The organism is Lelliottia sp. GFLA7 (assembly GCF_056490165.1).
Genome location: NZ_JBWLAQ010000004.1, coordinates 229,244 through 246,950 on the forward strand (window position 1 = coordinate 229,244; position 17,707 = coordinate 246,950).

Genomic DNA, 17,707 nt, shown 5'->3' on the forward strand with positions numbered 1-17,707 from the left:
ACGCTGAAATTAGGGCAGGTTTCCCTGCCCATGAATGGCTTACTTCTTAGCGCGCTCTTCGAGCATTGCTACTGCTGGCAGAACTTTGCCTTCCACGAATTCGAGGAATGCGCCGCCACCAGTGGAGATGTAGGAGATTTTGTCAGAAATACCGAAAAGGTCGATTGCAGCCAGAGTATCGCCGCCGCCTGCGATGGAGAACGCGTCGCTATCTGCAATTGCGTTAGCCACGATTTCAGTCCCTTTACGGAAGTTAGGGAATTCGAACACGCCAACCGGACCATTCCACAGAATGGTTTTCGCGTTTTTCAGGATATCAGCCAGTTTCTGTGCAGAAACATCGCCCAGGTCCAGAATCTGCTCTTCATCTTTGATGTCGTTTACAGATTTCAGGGTCGCGGTCGCGGTTTCAGAGAATTCAGTCGCTACGCGAACATCCGTTGGGACTGGGATATCGCAAGTGGTCAGCAGACGTTTAGCTTCTTCTACCAGATCCGCTTCGTACAGGGATTTACCCACGTTATGGCCCTGAGCAGCAACGAAGGTGTTTGCGATACCGCCGCCAACAATCAGCTGATCAGCAATTTTAGACAGGGAATCCAAAACGGTCAGTTTGGTAGAAACTTTAGAACCACCCACGATCGCAACCATTGGACGAGCAGGTTCTTTCAGTGCTTTACCCAGTGCGTCCAGCTCTTCAGCCAGCAGTGGACCTGCACAAGCGACGTCAGCAAATTTACCGATACCGTGAGTTGAAGCCTGAGCACGGTGAGCAGTACCGAATGCATCCATTACGAATACGTCGCACAGTGCCGCGTATTTTTTGGATAGGGCTTCGTCGTCTTTCTTCTCGCCTTTGTTAAAGCGAACGTTTTCCAGAACAACCAGCTCGCCTTCAGCCACTTCAACGCCGTCCAGGTAGTCTTTAACCAGACGTACCGGGTTGGACAATTTGTCTTTCAGGTAATTAACAACCGGCAACAGAGAGAATTCTTCGTTGTACTCGCCTTCGGTCGGACGACCCAGGTGAGAGGTTACCATCACTTTAGCGCCTTGTTTCAGGGCCAGTTCGATGGTTGGCAGAGATGCACGGATACGCGCGTCGCTGGTCACTTTGCCATCTTTAACGGGTACGTTCAGATCGGCACGGATGAAAACGCGTTTACCTGCCAGATCCAAATCGGTCATCTTAATTACAGACATGGTGAATCCTCTCGTTGATTCTTAAAGTTTTGCAAGCGCACTTTGCGCCCTACCTGAAACCTTGCGCGGCCATGGCTAACGTGGTGTCGAGCATCCTGTTAGCAAAGCCCCATTCGTTATCACACCACACCAGCGTTTTGATGAGGTGGGCACCGCTGACCCGCGTCTGTGTACCATCAACAATGGCACTGTGGGGGTCATGGTTAAAATCTACTGAGACCAACGGTAATTCCGTATAGTCAACTATACCATGAAATGAACCCTGTGCCGCTTTTTGCAGTAAAAGGTTGACTTCGCTGGCTTTTACCGGTTTTTTCACCGTCACGCTGAGATCAATTGCGGTGACATTAATGGTCGGTACACGCACCGCGATCGCTTCAAAACGATCGTTAAACTGCGGGAAAATACGGGTAATCCCTGCCGCCAGTTTAGTATCCACCGGAATGATTGACTGACTTGCTGCGCGCGTGCGGCGCAAATCCGGATGATACGCGTCAATCACTTGCTGATCGTGCATAGCAGAGTGGATCGTCGTTACGGTCCCTGACTCAATGCCATATGCATCGTCTAACAGTTTAATGACCGGAATGATGCAGTTTGTCGTGCAGGAGGCGTTGGAGACAATACGGTGTTCGGCTTGCAGTTCATGGTGATTCACGCCGTAGACAACCGTCGCGTCAAGATCGTGACCACCTGGGTGGGAAAACAGGACTTTTTTAGCACCTGCTGCAAGATGCGCTTCTCCGTGTTCACGGTTACCGTATACGCCGGTACAGTCGAGAACCACATCCACGCCCAACTCACGCCAAGGCAGCGCGTCAATGCTCTGCTCATGCAACACGCGAATGGCATCGTCGCCGACAAAGAGCTGCTCTCTTTCCTGGCGAACATCCCAGGCAAAGCGCCCATGGCTGGTGTCATATTTCAATAAATGCGCCATGCCCACGGCGTCAGCCAATTCATTGATGGCCACCACGGTGATTTCCGCACGGCGCCCGGATTCATATAAGGCACGAATCACATTGCGTCCGATGCGACCAAACCCATTTATCGCTACGCGTACGGTCATAGGTCTCCTGCAAGGCTTTCCCTGAGTTTGAGGTGGCTGAAAGAGTAATCCAGCAACGCTCGGAGGGGAATCCTCGCCTGTCACAAACTGCGACTGATTGGTCAATTGTCGAACAACCCAACAACTGAAACGCTTCAGCAAGAATAAGCGAAACAGAGAATAAAAGGAATGTTCGGCCAGGCCAATAAGACAGCTATATGACTTGCGTCACATTTTAAATGGAATAATTCACAACGTTTTCACACGGCGGTGGAATAGCTGACACAAAAAAGCCGGACGGATGTCCGGCTCAGATTTTGTATGCCCGGCGAATAAAACGCGACCGGGCATGACTGCGATTACAGCAGCTCTTTGGCTTTTGCGACAACGTTTTCAACGGTGAAGCCAAACTCTTCAAACAGCAGCTCAGCCGGTGCAGATTCACCGAAGGTGGTCATCCCGACGATTGCGCCGTTCAGGCCAACATATTTGAACCAGTAGTCAGCGATACCGGCTTCAACGGCAACGCGAGCGGAAACCGCTTTTGGCAGCACGGATTCGCGGTAAGCGGCATCCTGTTTGTCGAACGCATCGGTTGACGGCATGGAAACCACGCGCGCTTTAACGCCTTCGGCAGACAGTTTTTCCCATGCAGCCACAGCCAGCTCAACTTCAGAACCGGTCGCGATGAAGATCAACTCTGGCTGGCCAGCGCAATCTTTCAGCACGTAACCACCGCGAGCGATGTTCGCCAGCTGCTCTGCGGTACGATCTTGCTGTGCCAGGTTCTGACGAGAAAGAATCAGCGCGGTCGGGCCGTCCTGACGCTCAACACCATATTTCCACGCCACCGCAGATTCAACCTGGTCACACGGACGCCATGTGGACATGTTCGGCGTCACACGCAGAGAAGCTACCTGCTCAACCGGCTGGTGCGTCGGGCCGTCTTCACCCAGACCGATGGAGTCATGGGTATAAACCATTACCTGGCGCTGTTTCATCAGCGCAGCCATACGCACGGCGTTACGCGCGTATTCGACGAACATCAAGAAGGTAGACGTGTACGGCAGGAAACCGCCGTGCAGGGCGATACCGTTAGCAATCGCGGTCATACCGAATTCGCGTACACCGTAATGGATGTAGTTACCGGCGATATCTTCGTTGATTGCTTTAGAGCCAGACCAGATCGTCAGGTTAGACGGAGCCAGGTCAGCGGAACCGCCCAGGAATTCTGGCAGCCACGGGCCGAATGCTTCAATCGCATTCTGAGACGCTTTACGGCTGGCGATTTTAGACGGGTTAGCTTGCAGATTCGCGATGAATTCGTTTGCTTTGGCATCGAAATCAGCCGGCATGTCGCCTTTCATACGGCGAGTGAATTCAGCCGCTTCCTGTGGGAAGGCTTTAGCGTAAGCAGCGAATTTCTCATTCCATGCAGACTCTTTCGCCTGGCCTGCTTCTTTAGCATCCCACTGCGCATAGATTTCTGACGGAATTTCAAACGGAGCGTGTTTCCAGCCCAGTTTTTCACGGGTCAGCGCGATTTCAGCGTCGCCCAGTGGAGCGCCATGCGAATCGTGCGTACCTTCTTTGTTTGGTGAGCCAAAACCGATGATGGTTTTGCACATCAGCAGGGACGGTTTGTCAGTCACTGTGCGCGCTTCTTCTACCGCACGTTTAATGCTGTCGGCGTTATGACCATCAACACCGCGTACCACGTGCCAGCCGTAGGCTTCGAAACGTTTAGCCGTATCGTCAGTAAACCAGCCTTCAACGTGACCATCGATAGAAATACCGTTGTCATCATAGAACGCAACCAGTTTACCCAGCTTAAGGGTACCTGCCAGAGAGCACACTTCGTGAGAGATACCTTCCATCATGCAGCCATCGCCCATGAAGGTGTAGGTAAAGTGGTCAACGATGTCGTGGCCCGGACGGTTAAACTGTGCAGCTAGTGTTTTCTCAGCAATCGCCATACCTACCGCATTCGCCACGCCCTGACCCAGTGGACCCGTGGTGGTTTCTACGCCAGCGGTGTAACCCACTTCTGGGTGACCAGGCGTTTTAGAGTGCAGTTGACGGAAGTTTTTCAGCTCTTCAATTGGCAGCGCATAGCCAGTGAGGTGCAGCAAGCTGTAGATCAGCATAGAGCCATGGCCGTTAGACAGCACAAAGCGGTCACGGTCTGCCCATGATGGGTTTTGCGGGTTGTGGTTCAGGAAATCACGCCATAGGACTTCGGCAATGTCAGCCATACCCATAGGGGCGCCCGGGTGACCGGATTTGGCTTTCTGTACTGCATCCATGCTCAGCGCACGAATAGCATTAGCAAGCTCTTTACGTGAGGACATTTTAACTCCAGATCGGACTGTTAAAGGCTATGCCCTTGACGACAGCGCGTTTTGGGCTATGCCAGAAAAAAGTGCCAACAATGTAACCCAAGCGACAAAGCATGTACATGGAGCATTCTTTTGCCGTTTAAGAAATCTCTGGATCATGCTCGCATGTTGCGCAATCTACTCGCCCGCCCCTGTAGATATTCCTTATACTTAGCGCCACGACCGCTTCGCTGTCGAAAAATTTTCGGATTTTATTCAGATCAACGGGTACGGAAGCAACATCATGAAAATGCGTGCAATAGTGCTGGCCTTGGGTACAACGTTCCTGCTGAGCGGCTGCCAAAATATGGATTCAAACGGTCTGATGAGCTCCGGTGCAGAGGCTTTCCAGGCCTATTCACTGAGCGATGCGCAGGTAAAAGCGTTGAGCGATCAGGCCTGTAAAGAGATGGATGCCAAAGCGACCATTGCGCCCGCCAACAGCACATATGCGCAGCGTCTGAACAAGATTGCTTCCGCGCTGGGTGACAACATCAATGGCCAACCGGTGAACTACAAGGTTTACATGGCAAAAGACGTCAACGCGTTTGCCATGGCTAACGGCTGCATTCGCGTTTACAGCGGCCTGATGGACATGATGACGGACAATGAAGTTGAAGCGGTGATCGGCCACGAGATGGGCCACGTCGCTCTGGGTCATGTGAAGAAAGGCATGCAGGTGGCGTTAGGTACCAACGCGATTCGTGCAGCAGCGGCATCTGCGGGCGGGATTGTCGGCAGCTTATCGCAGTCTCAGCTGGGTGATGTGGGCGAAAAACTGGTCAACTCTCAGTTCTCCCAGCGTCAGGAATCCGAAGCGGATGATTACTCCTACGATCTGTTGCGCAAACGCGGCATCAATCCGTCGGGCTTAGCCACCAGCTTTGAGAAGCTGGCAAAACTGGAAGAAGGCCGTCAAAGCTCAATGTTTGACGACCACCCTGCTTCCGTTGAACGTGCCCAGCACATTCGCGACCGCATGAAAGCTGACGGCATTAAGTAATGCATTGGGCCGGGTTGCATCACGCTTCCCGGCCCAATAACGCGTTACTCGCCTTTCTTCGCCGCCTGGATATACAGCATTTCCAGTGCCAGCGTCGCGGCAGCCAGCGCAGTGATTTCTGACTGGTCGTAGGCCGGAGCGACTTCCACCACATCCATCCCCACGATATTCAGATCCTTAAGACCGCGAACCAGTTTAATCGCGCGATCGGACGTCAGGCCACCGATGACCGGCGTGCCGGTACCCGGCGCAAAGGCAGGATCCAGACAGTCGATGTCGAAAGTCAGATACACCGGCATATCACCCACGATCTGCTTCACCTGAGCGATGATATCGTCTACGCCACGGTCATTCACCTGACCGGCATCCAGAACGGTAAAGCCATTGTCTTTATCAAACTCAGTGCGGATACCGATCTGCACTGAATGGTTAGGATCGATCAGCCCTTCGTTCGGCGCAGTATAGAACATCGTGCCATGATCAAATTCGCAGCCGTTCGCATAGGTGTCGGTATGCGCATCAAAGTGCACCAGCGCCATTTTACCGAAATGCTTGGCATGCGCGCGCAGCAGCGGCAGAGTCACAAAGTGATCGCCACCGAAAGAGAGCATGCGTTTACCCGCAGCCAGCAGCTTCTCGGCATGCGCCTGCAGCTTTTCGCTCATTTCACGCGCATCACCGAAGGCATAAACCAGATCGCCACAGTCCACCACGTTCAGACGCTCACGCATGTCGAAGTTCCATGGGAAGCGATTATGCTCCCAGGCCAGGTTAGTCGACACCTGACGAATGGCCGCCGGGCCATGACGACCACCGGCACGACCTGACGTCGCCATATCAAACGGAACGCCGGTGATCACCCAGTCAGCGTCGCTATCGTACGGCTGGAAATTCATCGGAAGACGTAAAAAACCAAACGCGTTAGATACCAGAGAGTTGTCGTACTGATGGCCTAAAGTACTCATATCCTGACCTCTTATAGAGTCGATACTTTGAAAGAGATGAAAAAAAATCCCCTCCGCGTCGTTAAACCCGACGAGGAAGGGATTGATTCGTTTAATGCTTAATGGGGCGAATTATCGCCGTTAATTCATACAGGTTCAAGTGAGTATAGGGTAATGAGCGAACTGATGCCCCTCACCCGTACTCTCTCGGAAAACGTATTTACTCGTCTTCCAGGTACGTATAACCGTACAGACCCGCTTCAAACTCTTCCAGGAACTGCTGCTGTAACGCGGCGTCCAGATCGGTGTTTTTCACCTGATCGCGGAACTGCGTCAGCAGTTTTTTCGGATCCAACTGCACGTATTCCAGCATGTCCGCCACGGTGTCGCCCTCATCAGAAAGCTCCACTTCAACGTTGCCGTCAGGGAACACAAACACGTCAACCGCTTCGGTATCGCCGAACAGGTTGTGCATGTTGCCCAAAATTTCCTGATACGCACCGACCATGAAGAAGCCCAGCATTGGCGGGTTCTCCGGATCGTATTCCGGCATTGGCATCGTTGTGGCAATACCGTCGCCATCGACGTAGTGATCAATTGCGCCATCGGAATCACAGGTGATATCCAGCAAGACAGCACGGCGTTCCGGCGCATGATTCAGCCCTTCAAGCGGCATCACTGGGAACAACTGATCGATACCCCACGCATCCGGCATCGACTGGAACAGCGAGAAGTTGACGTAAATTTTGTCCGCCATACGCTCTTGCAGTTCGTCGATAATCGGACGATGCGCTCGGTTACTCGGGTCCAACTGCTTCTGAACTTCATGACACATGTTCAGATAAAGCTGCTCTGCCCACGCGCGTTCTTGCAGGCTGTAGGTGCCTGAAGAATAACCGGTATGAATGTCATGCAGATCCATCTGGCTGTCGTGCAACCACTCGCGCAGCGAGCGACGCGTGCCCGGCTCGTGCATTTCTTGCCAGGTTTCCCACATGCTTTGCAGTGCGCGCGGCGCATTTTCCTGCGGTGGTGTCGCTTCGGTGTTTTCGCTACGCTCAACGCCGATGATGTTAGACACCAGCACGGTATGGTGTGCGGTGACCGCGCGACCCGACTCGGTAATGACCGTCGGATGCGGCAAGTTGTTTTCTTCGCAAGCATCACCGATCGCCCAGATGATGTTGTTCGCGTACTCGTTCAGGCCGTAGTTAACGGAACAATCCGACTGAGATCGCGTCCCTTCGTAGTCCACGCCCAGGCCGCCGCCGACATCGAAGCACTGAATATTGACGCCAAGCTTATGCAGTTCCACATAGAAACGCGCCGATTCGCGCACGCCTGTGGCGATATCGCGAATATTCGCCATCTGCGAACCGAGGTGGAAGTGCAGCAACTGAATGCTATCCAGACGACCACATTCACGCAGGATTTCAACCAACTCCAGAACCTGAGTAGCTGCCAGACCGAATTTGGATTTTTCACCACCGGAAGACTGCCATTTGCCGGACCCCTGTGAGGCCAGACGCGCACGCACGCCAAGGCGCGGAATCACGTTCAGACGCTCGGCTTCTTCCAGCACGATCGCGATTTCGGACATCTTTTCGATGACCAGATAGACTTTGTGGCCCATCTTCTCGCCGATCAGCGCCAGACGAATGTATTCACGGTCTTTATAACCATTGCACACGATCACTGAGCGGGTCATTCCGGCATGTGCCAGCACGGCCATCAGTTCAGCTTTTGAACCGGCCTCCAGACCCAGCGGCTCGCCGGAGTGGATCAGCGATTCAATCACGCGGCGGTGCTGGTTAACCTTGATCGGGTAAACCAGGAAGTAATCGCCTTTGTATCCATAGGATTCACGCGCACGCTTGAACGCCTGGTTGATGGAGCGCAAACGGTGTTGCAGGATCTGCGGGAAGCAGAACAGCGCAGGCAGACGTTGCCCCTGTGCTTCGCGCGCTTTCACCAGTTTAGCAAGATCGACACGCGCTTCCGGAACGTCAGGATCGGGGCAGACGCTGATGTGGCCCAGTTCGTTAACGTCGTAGTAGTTATTGCCCCACCAGGCAATATTGTATGTGCGCAGCATCTTGCTGGCTTCCTGCGAGCTCATCGCAACCTCCTGCATGGAACGTAGTACACCCTGTTCGCCTGCTGACGAAGGGGAAAGCGAAGACATGTCGTCAGACATAGCGAACCTCAACTTGTTGTAGTAAGTGTAAAACAGTTGACTACTATCGCAGTCTCAAACGGCGATAACAACCCATATACGGCCCGATCATCCAGCACATCATGCTGAACGCGAGGCCATGCGACCGGTTTCATATTCATATATTGTAAAACACGTATCCGAACTCTGTATGACAAGGTCCGGCGAAACCACGAGAAAACTCTTGGATTAACAAGAGCGCCCTTGTTCAGTTATCACAAAGCTCAACCGGCCCTGGAATCCTGAGAAGCGCCGAAATGGGTATAACATCGGCAGGTTTGCAGATTAGAAATGCGGGTAGTGGGGAACAAACGCAGGCCAGAATGGCGTAACTGAGTTAGCGGAAAACGACGGTTCATTATCTCGTATCACCTCCACGGCAGCCCCAACCGGAGCGAACCAACAAGTCAAAGCGAATAGTTCAACTGCTCAACCCGGCTGGAAGTGGCGACACGATGATTTCATCGAGTGCTTTTTAGTTATCCTCAATCATTCGCGTTTCAGAAAGCCAACGTACATGAAACGTGAAGTATGACAGATATGAGCCGCGCGCCGCGTTTTATACCGAGAAGACACTAAAAAAGCAAAGCATTAATGAAGACGTTGCCCGTCCCGTCAGGAAAAATTTCCAGCAGCTATTTCAATGTTATGCGAGCGATATCAAAAAAAGCTGGAATTCGGGCCAGAAAGTGACCTAAAATAGACGTCCAGATGTTAATCCATCTATACCGATTAACACTCAGACTGCCAGTGTCATTTACCTGCAGGCCTTGGTAGAATCATCTTCTTTGGCTATTCCGCATAGCAGTTTGAGCTAACAAAATTCTCCTTAGGTGAAATAAAACATGGCAAAACACCTGTTTACGTCCGAGTCTGTATCAGAAGGACATCCTGACAAAATCGCTGACCAAATCTCTGATGCGGTGCTGGATGCAATCCTCGAACAGGATCCAAAAGCACGCGTCGCGTGTGAAACCTACGTCAAGACGGGCATGGTGCTGGTTGGCGGTGAAATCACCACCAGCGCATGGGTTGATATCGAAGAGATCACCCGTAACACCGTGCGTGAGATTGGCTATGTGCATTCTGATATGGGCTTTGATGCCAATTCTTGCGCCGTTTTGAGCGCAATCGGCAAACAGTCTCCAGACATCAACCAGGGTGTTGACCGTGCCGATCCGCTGGAACAAGGCGCGGGCGACCAGGGCTTAATGTTTGGCTACGCAACCAACGAAACTGACGTGCTGATGCCAGCGCCAATCACTTACGCACACCGTCTGGTGCAGCGTCAGGCTGAAGTGCGTAAAAACGGTTCGCTGCCATGGCTGCGTCCGGATGCGAAAAGTCAGGTCACTTTCCAGTACGACGACGGCAAAATTGTCGGCATCGATGCCGTGGTTCTGTCCACTCAGCATTCTGAAGACATCGACCAGAAATCTCTGCAAGAAGCGGTGATGGAAGAGATCATCAAGCCTGTTCTGCCGACCGAATGGCTGAACGCGTCGACCAAATTCTTCATTAACCCAACGGGCCGTTTTGTTATCGGTGGCCCAATGGGCGACTGCGGTCTGACCGGTCGTAAGATCATCGTTGATACCTACGGCGGCATGGCTCGTCACGGCGGTGGTGCGTTCTCTGGTAAAGATCCGTCTAAAGTTGACCGTTCTGCGGCGTACGCTGCACGTTATGTGGCGAAAAACATCGTTGCGGCAGGTCTTGCTGACCGCTGTGAAATTCAGGTTTCCTACGCTATCGGCGTAGCAGAACCCACCTCCATCATGGTTGAAACTTTTGGTACTGAAAAACTGCCAACGGAGCAACTGACCCTGCTGGTGCGCGAGTTCTTCGACCTGCGTCCATACGGTTTGATCCAGATGCTGGATCTGTTGCACCCAATCTATAAAGAAACCGCCGCTTACGGTCACTTTGGTCGCGAACATTTCCCATGGGAAAAAACCGACAAAGCCGCTGTGCTGCGTGACGCTGCCGGTCTGAAATAACCGACTGACAGGTTTTAAGAAAAGGCCAGCCACGTGCTGGCCTTTTGCATTTCTGCCGTTCTCTTGCCATTCCCTTGACCGACCCGCCCTGTCATTGCTACCGCAAAAGCACACGCTATGAAAGCGATTACACCAGTCATCAAGCCATACATTTTCAGATTAATCTCTTTGCATGTTCTTCCTTCATCTGCCGTTACATTCCGATTCAGTTAAGTCTGAAATTGATCCTATTGGGATGCACATCAACTCTTTTACCTCTATATTTTCAAAGCTTTAATAAAGCTTACAAGTTTGAAGGAGTGTAACCGATTACACCAATGTGATTTGTCTCACATATTTTTACGGCGCACTAACCTACCCTTTTCATCAATAAAACTGATAACCCAACTGGAGGGCATAATGCCTGACAATAAAAAACAGGGGCGTACGTCCAACAAGGCAATGACTTTTTTTGTCTGCTTCCTCGCCGCCCTCGCAGGACTACTATTCGGCCTGGATATTGGCGTGATTGCCGGTGCTCTTCCCTTTATCACGGATGAATTCCAGATCAGCCCGCACACTCAGGAATGGGTGGTGAGCTCGATGATGTTCGGTGCTGCGGTCGGTGCAGTCGGTAGCGGCTGGCTCTCGTATCGTCTCGGACGTAAAAAGAGCCTGATGATTGGCGCCATTCTCTTTGTCATCGGTTCGCTCTGCTCTGCCGCCGCGCCAAACGTCGAAGTACTGATTATCTCCCGCGTACTGCTTGGCTTAGCCGTCGGTGTCGCCTCTTATACCGCCCCGCTGTACCTGTCGGAAATTGCCCCGGAGAAAATTCGCGGCAGCATGATCTCGATGTATCAGCTGATGATTACCATCGGTATTCTGGGTGCGTATCTTTCCGATACGGCATTTAGCTACAGCGGCGCGTGGCGCTGGATGCTTGGCGTAATCATCATTCCTGCGATTCTGCTGCTGATCGGTGTCTTCTTCCTGCCTGACAGCCCACGCTGGTATGCGGCAAAACGGCGGTTTAACGATGCCGAACGCGTCCTGTTGCGTCTGCGCGATACCAGTGCCGAAGCCAAAAACGAGCTGGACGAAATCCGCGAAAGCCTGAAGGTAAAACAGTCCGGTTGGGCGCTGTTTAAAGACAACAGCAACTTCCGTCGCGCAGTCTTCCTGGGCGTGCTCTTGCAGGTCATGCAGCAGTTCACCGGGATGAACGTCATCATGTATTACGCGCCAAAAATCTTTGAGCTGGCGGGCTACACCAATACGACGGAGCAGATGTGGGGCACCGTTATCGTCGGTTTAACTAACGTGCTGGCGACCTTTATTGCTATCGGGCTTGTTGACCGCTGGGGCCGTAAACCGACCCTCACGTTGGGCTTCCTGGTGATGGCCGTCGGTATGGGCGTATTGGGCACGATGATGCATGTCGGGATTGATTCTCCAACCGCACAGTACTTTGCTGTTGGCATGCTGCTGATGTTTATCGTTGGTTTTGCGATGAGCGCAGGCCCGCTGATTTGGGTTCTATGTTCCGAAATCCAGCCGCTGAAAGGCCGCGACTTCGGTATCACCTGCTCGACGGCAACCAACTGGATCGCCAACATGATTGTCGGCGCAACCTTCCTGACCATGCTGAACACGCTGGGCAACGCCAACACCTTCTGGGTGTACGGCGCGCTGAATCTGTTCTTCATTGTCCTGACGGTCTGGCTGGTTCCTGAAACGAAACACGTTTCTCTGGAACATATTGAACGCAACCTGATGAAAGGTCGCAAGCTTCGCGAAATCGGCGCGCACGACTAAAAGTCCGGCTTCCTCCCATCCGGGAGGAAGCCTCTTGCACCGCCCCGCCTCACGTTTTATCCTCTGCCCCTATGAAAACACCCCGTCTTCCCATCGCCCTTCAGCAAGCCGTCATGCGCTGCCTGCGGGAAAAACTCGCCCAGGCCAACCTGAAGCTGGGACGTAATTATCCTGAACCCAAACTGGTCTATCAACAGCGTGGTACTTCCGCCGGTACCGCCTGGCTTGAATCATACGAGATTCGCCTGAATCCGGTCCTGATGATGGAAAACCAGCAGGCTTTTGTTGATGAAGTGGTGCCGCATGAGTTAGCGCATCTGCTGGTGTGGAAGCATTTTGGTCGCGTGGCCCCGCACGGCAAAGAGTGGAAATGGATGATGGAAGCTGTGCTTGGCGTTCCTGCCCGGCGCACGCATCAATTCGAGCTGGAATCTGTACGACGCAATACCTTTCCCTATCGCTGCCAGTGCCAGCAGCACCAGTTGACCGTTCGCCGCCATAACCGTGTCGTGCGCGGAGAAGCAACCTACCGCTGTGTGAAATGCGGTGAACCGCTCGTCGCAGAATAGTCATCTGAACATTCAGGAACTTTCCTGATCTGACTGATTGCATACAAGAACAACTTTCGCTACGTTGCGGGCTCGTTTTGACACGGAGTTCATGATGTCCCGTAATGTTTCTTTCGCTGTCGCGTTTCTGGCGACGGTGCTTTCTGGCTCAACGCTGGCCGACGGTATCAATAATTTTTCTCAAGCTAAAGCCGCAGGGGTAAAGGTTAACGCCGATGTCCCCGGTGATTTTTACTGCGGATGCAAAATTAACTGGCAGGGCAAAAAAGGGGTCGTCGATCTCGAATCGTGCGGTTACAAAGTGCGTAAAAACGAAAACCGCGCCAGCCGTATCGAATGGGAACATGTCGTTCCCGCCTGGCAATTTGGCCATCAGCGTCAGTGCTGGCAGGACGGCGGACGTAAAAACTGCGCTAAAGACCCGGTCTATCGCCAGATAGAAAGTGATATGCATAACCTGCAGCCCGCGGTGGGCGAAGTCAACGGCGACCGTGCCAACTTTATGTACAGCCAGTGGAACGGGGGCGACGGCCAATATGGCCAATGCGCAATGAAAGTCGACTTCAAAGAGAAACTCGCCGAGCCGCCCATTCGCGCCCGTGGCAGCATTGCGCGTACCTACTTCTATATGCGCGATCGTTACGACTTGAACCTCTCCCGCCAGCAAACTCAACTTTTTAACGCCTGGGATAAGCAGTATCCGGTCACTGACTGGGAGTGCGAGCGCGACAACCGCATTGCAAAAGTTCAGGGGAATCATAACCCCTACGTACAGCGGGCTTGCCAGGCGCAAAAGAGCTAACCTACACTAGCGGCAATTGTCTATTTTGCGCCGATCCCTCATTCCACCGAATCCAAGCGAGGCGGAATGAGGCGTCATCCGCGCCCTTCATGGAATTCACAGTATGCGCATCCCTCGCATTTACCACCCTGAACTGATTACCGCTGGCAGTGAAATTGCCCTGTCTGATGACGCCGCCAATCATGTAGGTCGCGTTCTGCGCATGGGCGCTGGTCAGGCGGTGCAACTTTTCGACGGTAGCAACCAGGTCTTTGACGCTGAAATCACCCGCGCAGACAAGAAAAGCGTGCAGGTGAGTATTCTGCGCGGTGAAGTAGACGACCGCGAATCACCGCTGCATATTCACCTGGGCCAGGTGATGTCGCGCGGCGAAAAGATGGAATTCACTATCCAGAAATCGATCGAACTGGGTGTAAGCCTCATTACGCCACTTTTTTCTGAACGCTGTGGCGTTAAACTGGATGGTGAACGACTGAACAAAAAGATCCAGCAGTGGCAGAAAATCGCGATTGCGGCATGTGAACAGTGCGGTCGCAACCGTATTCCGGAAATTCGCCCGCCCATGGATTTAGAAGCCTGGTGCGCCGAAGAAGAGAGCGGTCTTAAGCTCAATCTTCATCCGCGCGCCAGCGCCAGCATCAATACGCTGCCGCTGCCCGTTGAGCGTGTGCGCCTGCTGATTGGCCCGGAAGGCGGTCTGTCAGCGGACGAAATTACGATGACGGCGCGTTATCAATTTACTGATATTCTGTTGGGACCTCGCGTTCTGCGTACTGAGACGACTGCACTCACTGCCATCACCGCGCTACAGGTGCGTTTTGGCGATCTGGGTTAAAGCATTTAACGGAGAAGAACATGATCAAGCTCGGCATCGTGATGGACCCCATCGCAAGCATTAACATCAAGAAAGATTCCAGCTTCGCTATGCTGCTGGAAGCGCAGCGTCGCGGCTATCAGCTCCATTACATGGAAATGGCCGATCTTTATCTGAACAATGGTGAAGCCCGCGCGCGCACCCGCATCGTTAACGTCGAGCAAAATTACGATAAATGGTACGAGTTTGGTTCCGAGCAAGATCTGCCGCTCGCCGAACTTGATGTGATCCTGATGCGTAAAGATCCTCCGTTCGATACCGAATTTATCTACTGCACCTATATCCTTGAACGCGCAGAAGAAAAAGGCACGCTGATCGTTAACAAACCGCAGAGCCTGCGCGATTGTAACGAGAAACTGTACACCGCCTGGTTCTCCGATCTGACACCTGACACGCTCGTCACCCGTAACAAAGCGCAGTTGAAAGCCTTCTGGCAGAAGCATGGCGATATCATTCTGAAACCGCTGGATGGCATGGGCGGCGCGTCGATTTTCCGCGTGAAAGAAGGCGATCCTAACCTGGGTGTTATTGCCGAAACCCTTACTGAACATGGAACACGCTACTGCATGGCGCAGAATTATATTCCTGCCATTGTTGATGGTGACAAACGTGTATTGGTGGTCGATGGCGAACCGGTTCCTTATTGTCTGGCGCGCATTCCGCAGGGCGGCGAAACCCGTGGTAATCTGGCGGCAGGTGGCCGTGGAGAACCGCGCCCGTTGACCGATAGCGACTGGGAAATCGCCCGCCGCGTCGGCCCAATGCTGAAGGCCAAAGGACTGATTTTCGTCGGTCTGGACATCATTGGCGATCGCCTGACGGAAGTGAACGTCACCAGCCCAACCTGTATCCGCGAAATCGAAGCTGAGTTCCCGGTGTCCATTACCGGCATGCTGATGGACGCGATTGAAAAACGTCTGAAGCAGTAACCCGCCACTCCCCTTATCCGCTTCACCCTCCCTTTCGCGCCAAGGCGATACAGGGTGAAGTGTCTAGTGACAGCGCTTTTAATTGTCTCCATACTGAGCGCTGTTGCTTTTTAAACCAGGAAACAGAACCTCTGACAATGAATTTACAGCATCACTTTCTTATTGCCATGCCTGCTCTCCAGGACCCGATTTTTCGTCGTTCCGTGGTTTATATCTGCGAATACAGTGAAGACGGCGCGATGGGGATTATTATCAATAAACCGCTCGAAAACCTGCAAATCGAAGGCATTCTGGAAAAACTCAAAATCACGCCTGAAGCGCGTGCGCCTGAGATCCGTCTGGATAAACCGGTGATGTTAGGCGGCCCACTGGCAGAAGATCGTGGCTTTATCCTGCATACCCCACCGGGGTTTTCTTCCAGCATTCGCGTTTCCGATAACACGGTGATCACCACCTCACGCGATGTCCTGGAAACATTAGGCACGCACAATCAGCCTTCCGAAGTGCTGGTAGCGCTGGGCTATTCCTCATGGGAGAAAGGCCAGCTGGAACAAGAAATTCTTGATAATGCATGGCTGACGGCCCCGGCGGATCTGAACATTCTGTTTAAAACTCCCATTGCCGATCGCTGGCGCGATGCCGCGAAACTGATTGGGATCGACATTCAAACCATGCCTGGTGTGGCAGGACACGCATAATGAGCGGAACGCTTCTGGCTTTTGATTTTGGAACGAAAAGTATTGGCGTGGCGATTGGTCAACGCATCACCGGAACCGCGCGTCCGCTTACGGCAATTAAAGCGCAGGACGGAACACCGGACTGGACGCTGATCGAGCGCCTGCTCAAAGAGTGGCAACCCGAAGCCGTGATCGTAGGATTACCGCTAAATATGGATGGCACCGAGCAACCGCTGACGGCGCGAGCACGTAAGTTTGCCAATAAGATCCATGGCCGCTTTGGTACTGTCGTTAAGCTGCACGATGAGCGCCTTAGCACTGTTGAAGCCCGTGCCAGTCTATTTGAACATGGCGGTTTCCGTGCACTTAACAAAGGCAGCGTTGACTCCGCCTCGGCTGTGATCATCCTCGAAAGTTTCTTCGAACAGGGTTTTTAACCCCGTCCTATTTGCCCGCGCTGCCGGGCAAAATCTTCTTATCTCTCGATCCCGTTCACATTTCATCCTACTGCTTTTTGCATTATCAGCAGTGTTTCTATAAAAGAAACATATGCGATTATGATTTTTCCAGCAGCCTGGCATTGAGTGAGGAGAGTTCACCGAGACGCGCCTGGACTGTGTCGTCATCGGGGTGCCACATGCCGGCAAAAGCAAGCGCGGCCTGATGAACACCGACGGGCTGCGCGATAGACACTTCACCGTCGTCATGCCGCCAGATGACATGTCCCTGCTCGCGCTGTTGCGCAATATGCGGCGCGAGATGAATCCACTGTGTTGCCGTGAAGCGTGCCATCAGCTGTTCATCGCTTTCAGCGGCCAGCAGTGACATGCCGATAACGGACTGCCACGCAGGGAGCATGTGAAAACCGGCCAGTGCCTGGCTCGTCGGGCTGCCGGGAACGGAGTGCCAGATGTAAATCACCTGGTCTTCCCACAAAACGCCCAGCGCGACGACGATATCGCGCGGCGCGAGGCGCTCCAGCATTGGCAATGCGCGGGAAAAAAGCTCGGAACCACGAATGGCTTGTGCAGCCAGAGCGTGGATCCCAGGCCCTGGCAGATAACGGCGCTGATCGTCCTGCATCGTCAGCCCAATAGACGCCATGGTCATCAGCAAACGGTTTACGCGCGTGGTATTAATGCCCATCAGGCGTGAGAGTTCGCGGCACCCGATCGCACGGTCGCTGGAAACCAGATATTGCAAACAGCGAATGCCGTCGATCAAGCTTTGATTCGGTTGTGATGACATAGCAACGCTCATTCTTTTAA

17 protein-coding genes are annotated in these 17,707 nt (G+C 53.0%); 9 read left to right on the plus strand and 8 right to left on the minus strand.

Going from position 1 to position 17,707, the window contains the following annotated elements; all coding sequences use genetic code 11:
• Positions 1 to 39: 39 nt before the first annotated feature.
• From pgk to tkt, 3 genes are all read right to left on the minus strand, one after another.
• On the minus strand, positions 40 to 1,203 hold the full coding sequence (gene pgk, locus AC07RN_RS14150) for a phosphoglycerate kinase (RefSeq protein WP_015960329.1): 1,164 nt from the start codon (positions 1,201 to 1,203) through the stop codon (positions 40 to 42).
• 49 nt (positions 1,204 to 1,252) lie between these two features.
• Positions 1,253 to 2,272, minus strand: coding sequence for an erythrose-4-phosphate dehydrogenase (gene epd / locus AC07RN_RS14155; protein ID WP_015960330.1), 1,020 nt, complete (start codon positions 2,270 to 2,272; stop codon positions 1,253 to 1,255).
• 338 nt (positions 2,273 to 2,610) lie between these two features.
• A complete protein-coding gene (tkt, locus tag AC07RN_RS14160) occupies positions 2,611 to 4,602 on the minus strand; it encodes a transketolase (protein ID WP_478336652.1) in 1,992 nt (663 codons plus the stop codon).
• A gap of 271 nt (positions 4,603 to 4,873) precedes the next feature.
• Between tkt and loiP the strand changes: the two genes are divergently transcribed.
• Entirely contained in the window at positions 4,874 to 5,632 is a 759-nt protein-coding gene (loiP, locus tag AC07RN_RS14165; protein WP_015960332.1) for a metalloprotease LoiP, read from the plus strand.
• 44 nt (positions 5,633 to 5,676) lie between these two features.
• Here the strand turns inward: loiP and speB are convergent, their stop codons facing one another.
• From speB to AC07RN_RS14185, 4 genes are all read right to left on the minus strand, one after another.
• Entirely contained in the window at positions 5,677 to 6,597 is a 921-nt protein-coding gene (gene speB, locus AC07RN_RS14170; RefSeq protein ID WP_015960333.1) for an agmatinase, read from the minus strand.
• Between the two features lie 199 nt (positions 6,598 to 6,796).
• Positions 6,797 to 8,773 carry a biosynthetic arginine decarboxylase gene (speA, locus tag AC07RN_RS14175; protein WP_015960334.1) on the minus strand — a complete coding sequence of 659 codons (1,977 nt, stop codon included), beginning with the start codon at positions 8,771 to 8,773 and terminating at the stop codon, positions 6,797 to 6,799.
• A gap of 8 nt (positions 8,774 to 8,781) precedes the next feature.
• Positions 8,782 to 8,913, minus strand: a complete 132-nt coding sequence (gene yqgB, locus AC07RN_RS14180; protein WP_071818769.1) for an acid stress response protein YqgB — start codon at positions 8,911 to 8,913, stop codon at positions 8,782 to 8,784.
• A 102-nt stretch (positions 8,914 to 9,015) separates the two neighbouring features.
• Complete coding sequence (locus tag AC07RN_RS14185; RefSeq protein WP_478336653.1) at positions 9,016 to 9,150, minus strand: hypothetical protein; 135 nt, start codon at positions 9,148 to 9,150, stop codon at positions 9,016 to 9,018.
• 486 nt (positions 9,151 to 9,636) lie between these two features.
• Here AC07RN_RS14185 and metK point away from each other — a divergent pair, with 486 nt between their 5' ends.
• The 8 genes from metK to ruvX all read left to right on the plus strand — a co-directional run bounded on the left by metK (position 9,637) and on the right by ruvX (position 16,876).
• The gene (gene metK / locus AC07RN_RS14190) at positions 9,637 to 10,791 is read left to right on the plus strand and encodes a methionine adenosyltransferase (protein ID WP_015960336.1); all 1,155 of its coding nucleotides are present in this window, start codon (positions 9,637 to 9,639) and stop codon (positions 10,789 to 10,791) included.
• A gap of 399 nt (positions 10,792 to 11,190) precedes the next feature.
• Complete coding sequence (galP, locus tag AC07RN_RS14195; RefSeq protein WP_015960337.1) at positions 11,191 to 12,588, plus strand: galactose/proton symporter; 1,398 nt, start codon at positions 11,191 to 11,193, stop codon at positions 12,586 to 12,588.
• A gap of 71 nt (positions 12,589 to 12,659) precedes the next feature.
• A complete protein-coding gene (locus tag AC07RN_RS14200) occupies positions 12,660 to 13,157 on the plus strand; it encodes a SprT family zinc-dependent metalloprotease (protein WP_015960338.1) in 498 nt (165 codons plus the stop codon).
• A gap of 94 nt (positions 13,158 to 13,251) precedes the next feature.
• A complete protein-coding gene (endA, locus tag AC07RN_RS14205) occupies positions 13,252 to 13,959 on the plus strand; it encodes a deoxyribonuclease I (protein ID WP_478336723.1) in 708 nt (235 codons plus the stop codon).
• Positions 13,960 to 14,062: 103 nt separating this feature from the next.
• Complete coding sequence (gene rsmE, locus AC07RN_RS14210; RefSeq protein WP_478336654.1) at positions 14,063 to 14,794, plus strand: 16S rRNA (uracil(1498)-N(3))-methyltransferase; 732 nt, start codon at positions 14,063 to 14,065, stop codon at positions 14,792 to 14,794.
• 20 nt (positions 14,795 to 14,814) lie between these two features.
• On the plus strand, positions 14,815 to 15,762 hold the full coding sequence (gene gshB / locus AC07RN_RS14215; protein WP_015960341.1) for a glutathione synthase: 948 nt from the start codon (positions 14,815 to 14,817) through the stop codon (positions 15,760 to 15,762).
• Positions 15,763 to 15,899: 137 nt separating this feature from the next.
• Positions 15,900 to 16,460: a YqgE/AlgH family protein gene (locus AC07RN_RS14220; RefSeq protein WP_478336655.1), complete on the plus strand. Its 561-nt coding sequence runs from the start codon at positions 15,900 to 15,902 to the stop codon at positions 16,458 to 16,460.
• Positions 16,460 to 16,876, plus strand: a complete 417-nt coding sequence (gene ruvX / locus AC07RN_RS14225; protein ID WP_449553951.1) for a Holliday junction resolvase RuvX — start codon at positions 16,460 to 16,462, stop codon at positions 16,874 to 16,876. The genes AC07RN_RS14220 and ruvX overlap by 1 nt, the downstream gene beginning before the upstream one ends.
• 118 nt (positions 16,877 to 16,994) lie before the next feature.
• Here ruvX and AC07RN_RS14230 read toward each other — a convergent pair whose 3' ends face one another.
• On the minus strand, positions 16,995 to 17,687 hold the full coding sequence (locus tag AC07RN_RS14230; protein ID WP_478336656.1) for an IclR family transcriptional regulator: 693 nt from the start codon (positions 17,685 to 17,687) through the stop codon (positions 16,995 to 16,997).
• Positions 17,688 to 17,707: the final 20 nt, after the last annotated feature.

Excerpts from the sequence above, each read along its gene's own strand:
- pgk (WP_015960329.1), bottom strand. The coding sequence starts at position 1,203 with ATGTCTGTAATTAAGATGACCGATTTGGATCTGGCAGGTAAACGCGTT.
- epd (WP_015960330.1), bottom strand. The coding sequence starts at position 2,272 with ATGACCGTACGCGTAGCGATAAATGGGTTTGGTCGCATCGGACGCAAT.
- tkt (WP_478336652.1), bottom strand. The coding sequence starts at position 4,602 with ATGTCCTCACGTAAAGAGCTTGCTAATGCTATTCGTGCGCTGAGCATG.
- loiP (WP_015960332.1), top strand. The coding sequence starts at position 4,874 with ATGAAAATGCGTGCAATAGTGCTGGCCTTGGGTACAACGTTCCTGCTG.
- speB (WP_015960333.1), bottom strand. The coding sequence starts at position 6,597 with ATGAGTACTTTAGGCCATCAGTACGACAACTCTCTGGTATCTAACGCG.
- speA (WP_015960334.1), bottom strand. The coding sequence starts at position 8,773 with ATGTCTGACGACATGTCTTCGCTTTCCCCTTCGTCAGCAGGCGAACAG.
- yqgB (WP_071818769.1), bottom strand. The coding sequence starts at position 8,913 with ATGAATATGAAACCGGTCGCATGGCCTCGCGTTCAGCATGATGTGCTG.
- AC07RN_RS14185 (WP_478336653.1), bottom strand. The coding sequence starts at position 9,150 with ATGAACCGTCGTTTTCCGCTAACTCAGTTACGCCATTCTGGCCTGCGT.
- metK (WP_015960336.1), top strand. The coding sequence starts at position 9,637 with ATGGCAAAACACCTGTTTACGTCCGAGTCTGTATCAGAAGGACATCCT.
- galP (WP_015960337.1), top strand. The coding sequence starts at position 11,191 with ATGCCTGACAATAAAAAACAGGGGCGTACGTCCAACAAGGCAATGACT.
- AC07RN_RS14200 (WP_015960338.1), top strand. The coding sequence starts at position 12,660 with ATGAAAACACCCCGTCTTCCCATCGCCCTTCAGCAAGCCGTCATGCGC.
- endA (WP_478336723.1), top strand. The coding sequence starts at position 13,252 with ATGTCCCGTAATGTTTCTTTCGCTGTCGCGTTTCTGGCGACGGTGCTT.
- rsmE (WP_478336654.1), top strand. The coding sequence starts at position 14,063 with ATGCGCATCCCTCGCATTTACCACCCTGAACTGATTACCGCTGGCAGT.
- gshB (WP_015960341.1), top strand. The coding sequence starts at position 14,815 with ATGATCAAGCTCGGCATCGTGATGGACCCCATCGCAAGCATTAACATC.
- AC07RN_RS14220 (WP_478336655.1), top strand. The coding sequence starts at position 15,900 with ATGAATTTACAGCATCACTTTCTTATTGCCATGCCTGCTCTCCAGGAC.
- ruvX (WP_449553951.1), top strand. The coding sequence starts at position 16,460 with ATGAGCGGAACGCTTCTGGCTTTTGATTTTGGAACGAAAAGTATTGGC.
- AC07RN_RS14230 (WP_478336656.1), bottom strand. The coding sequence starts at position 17,687 with ATGTCATCACAACCGAATCAAAGCTTGATCGACGGCATTCGCTGTTTG.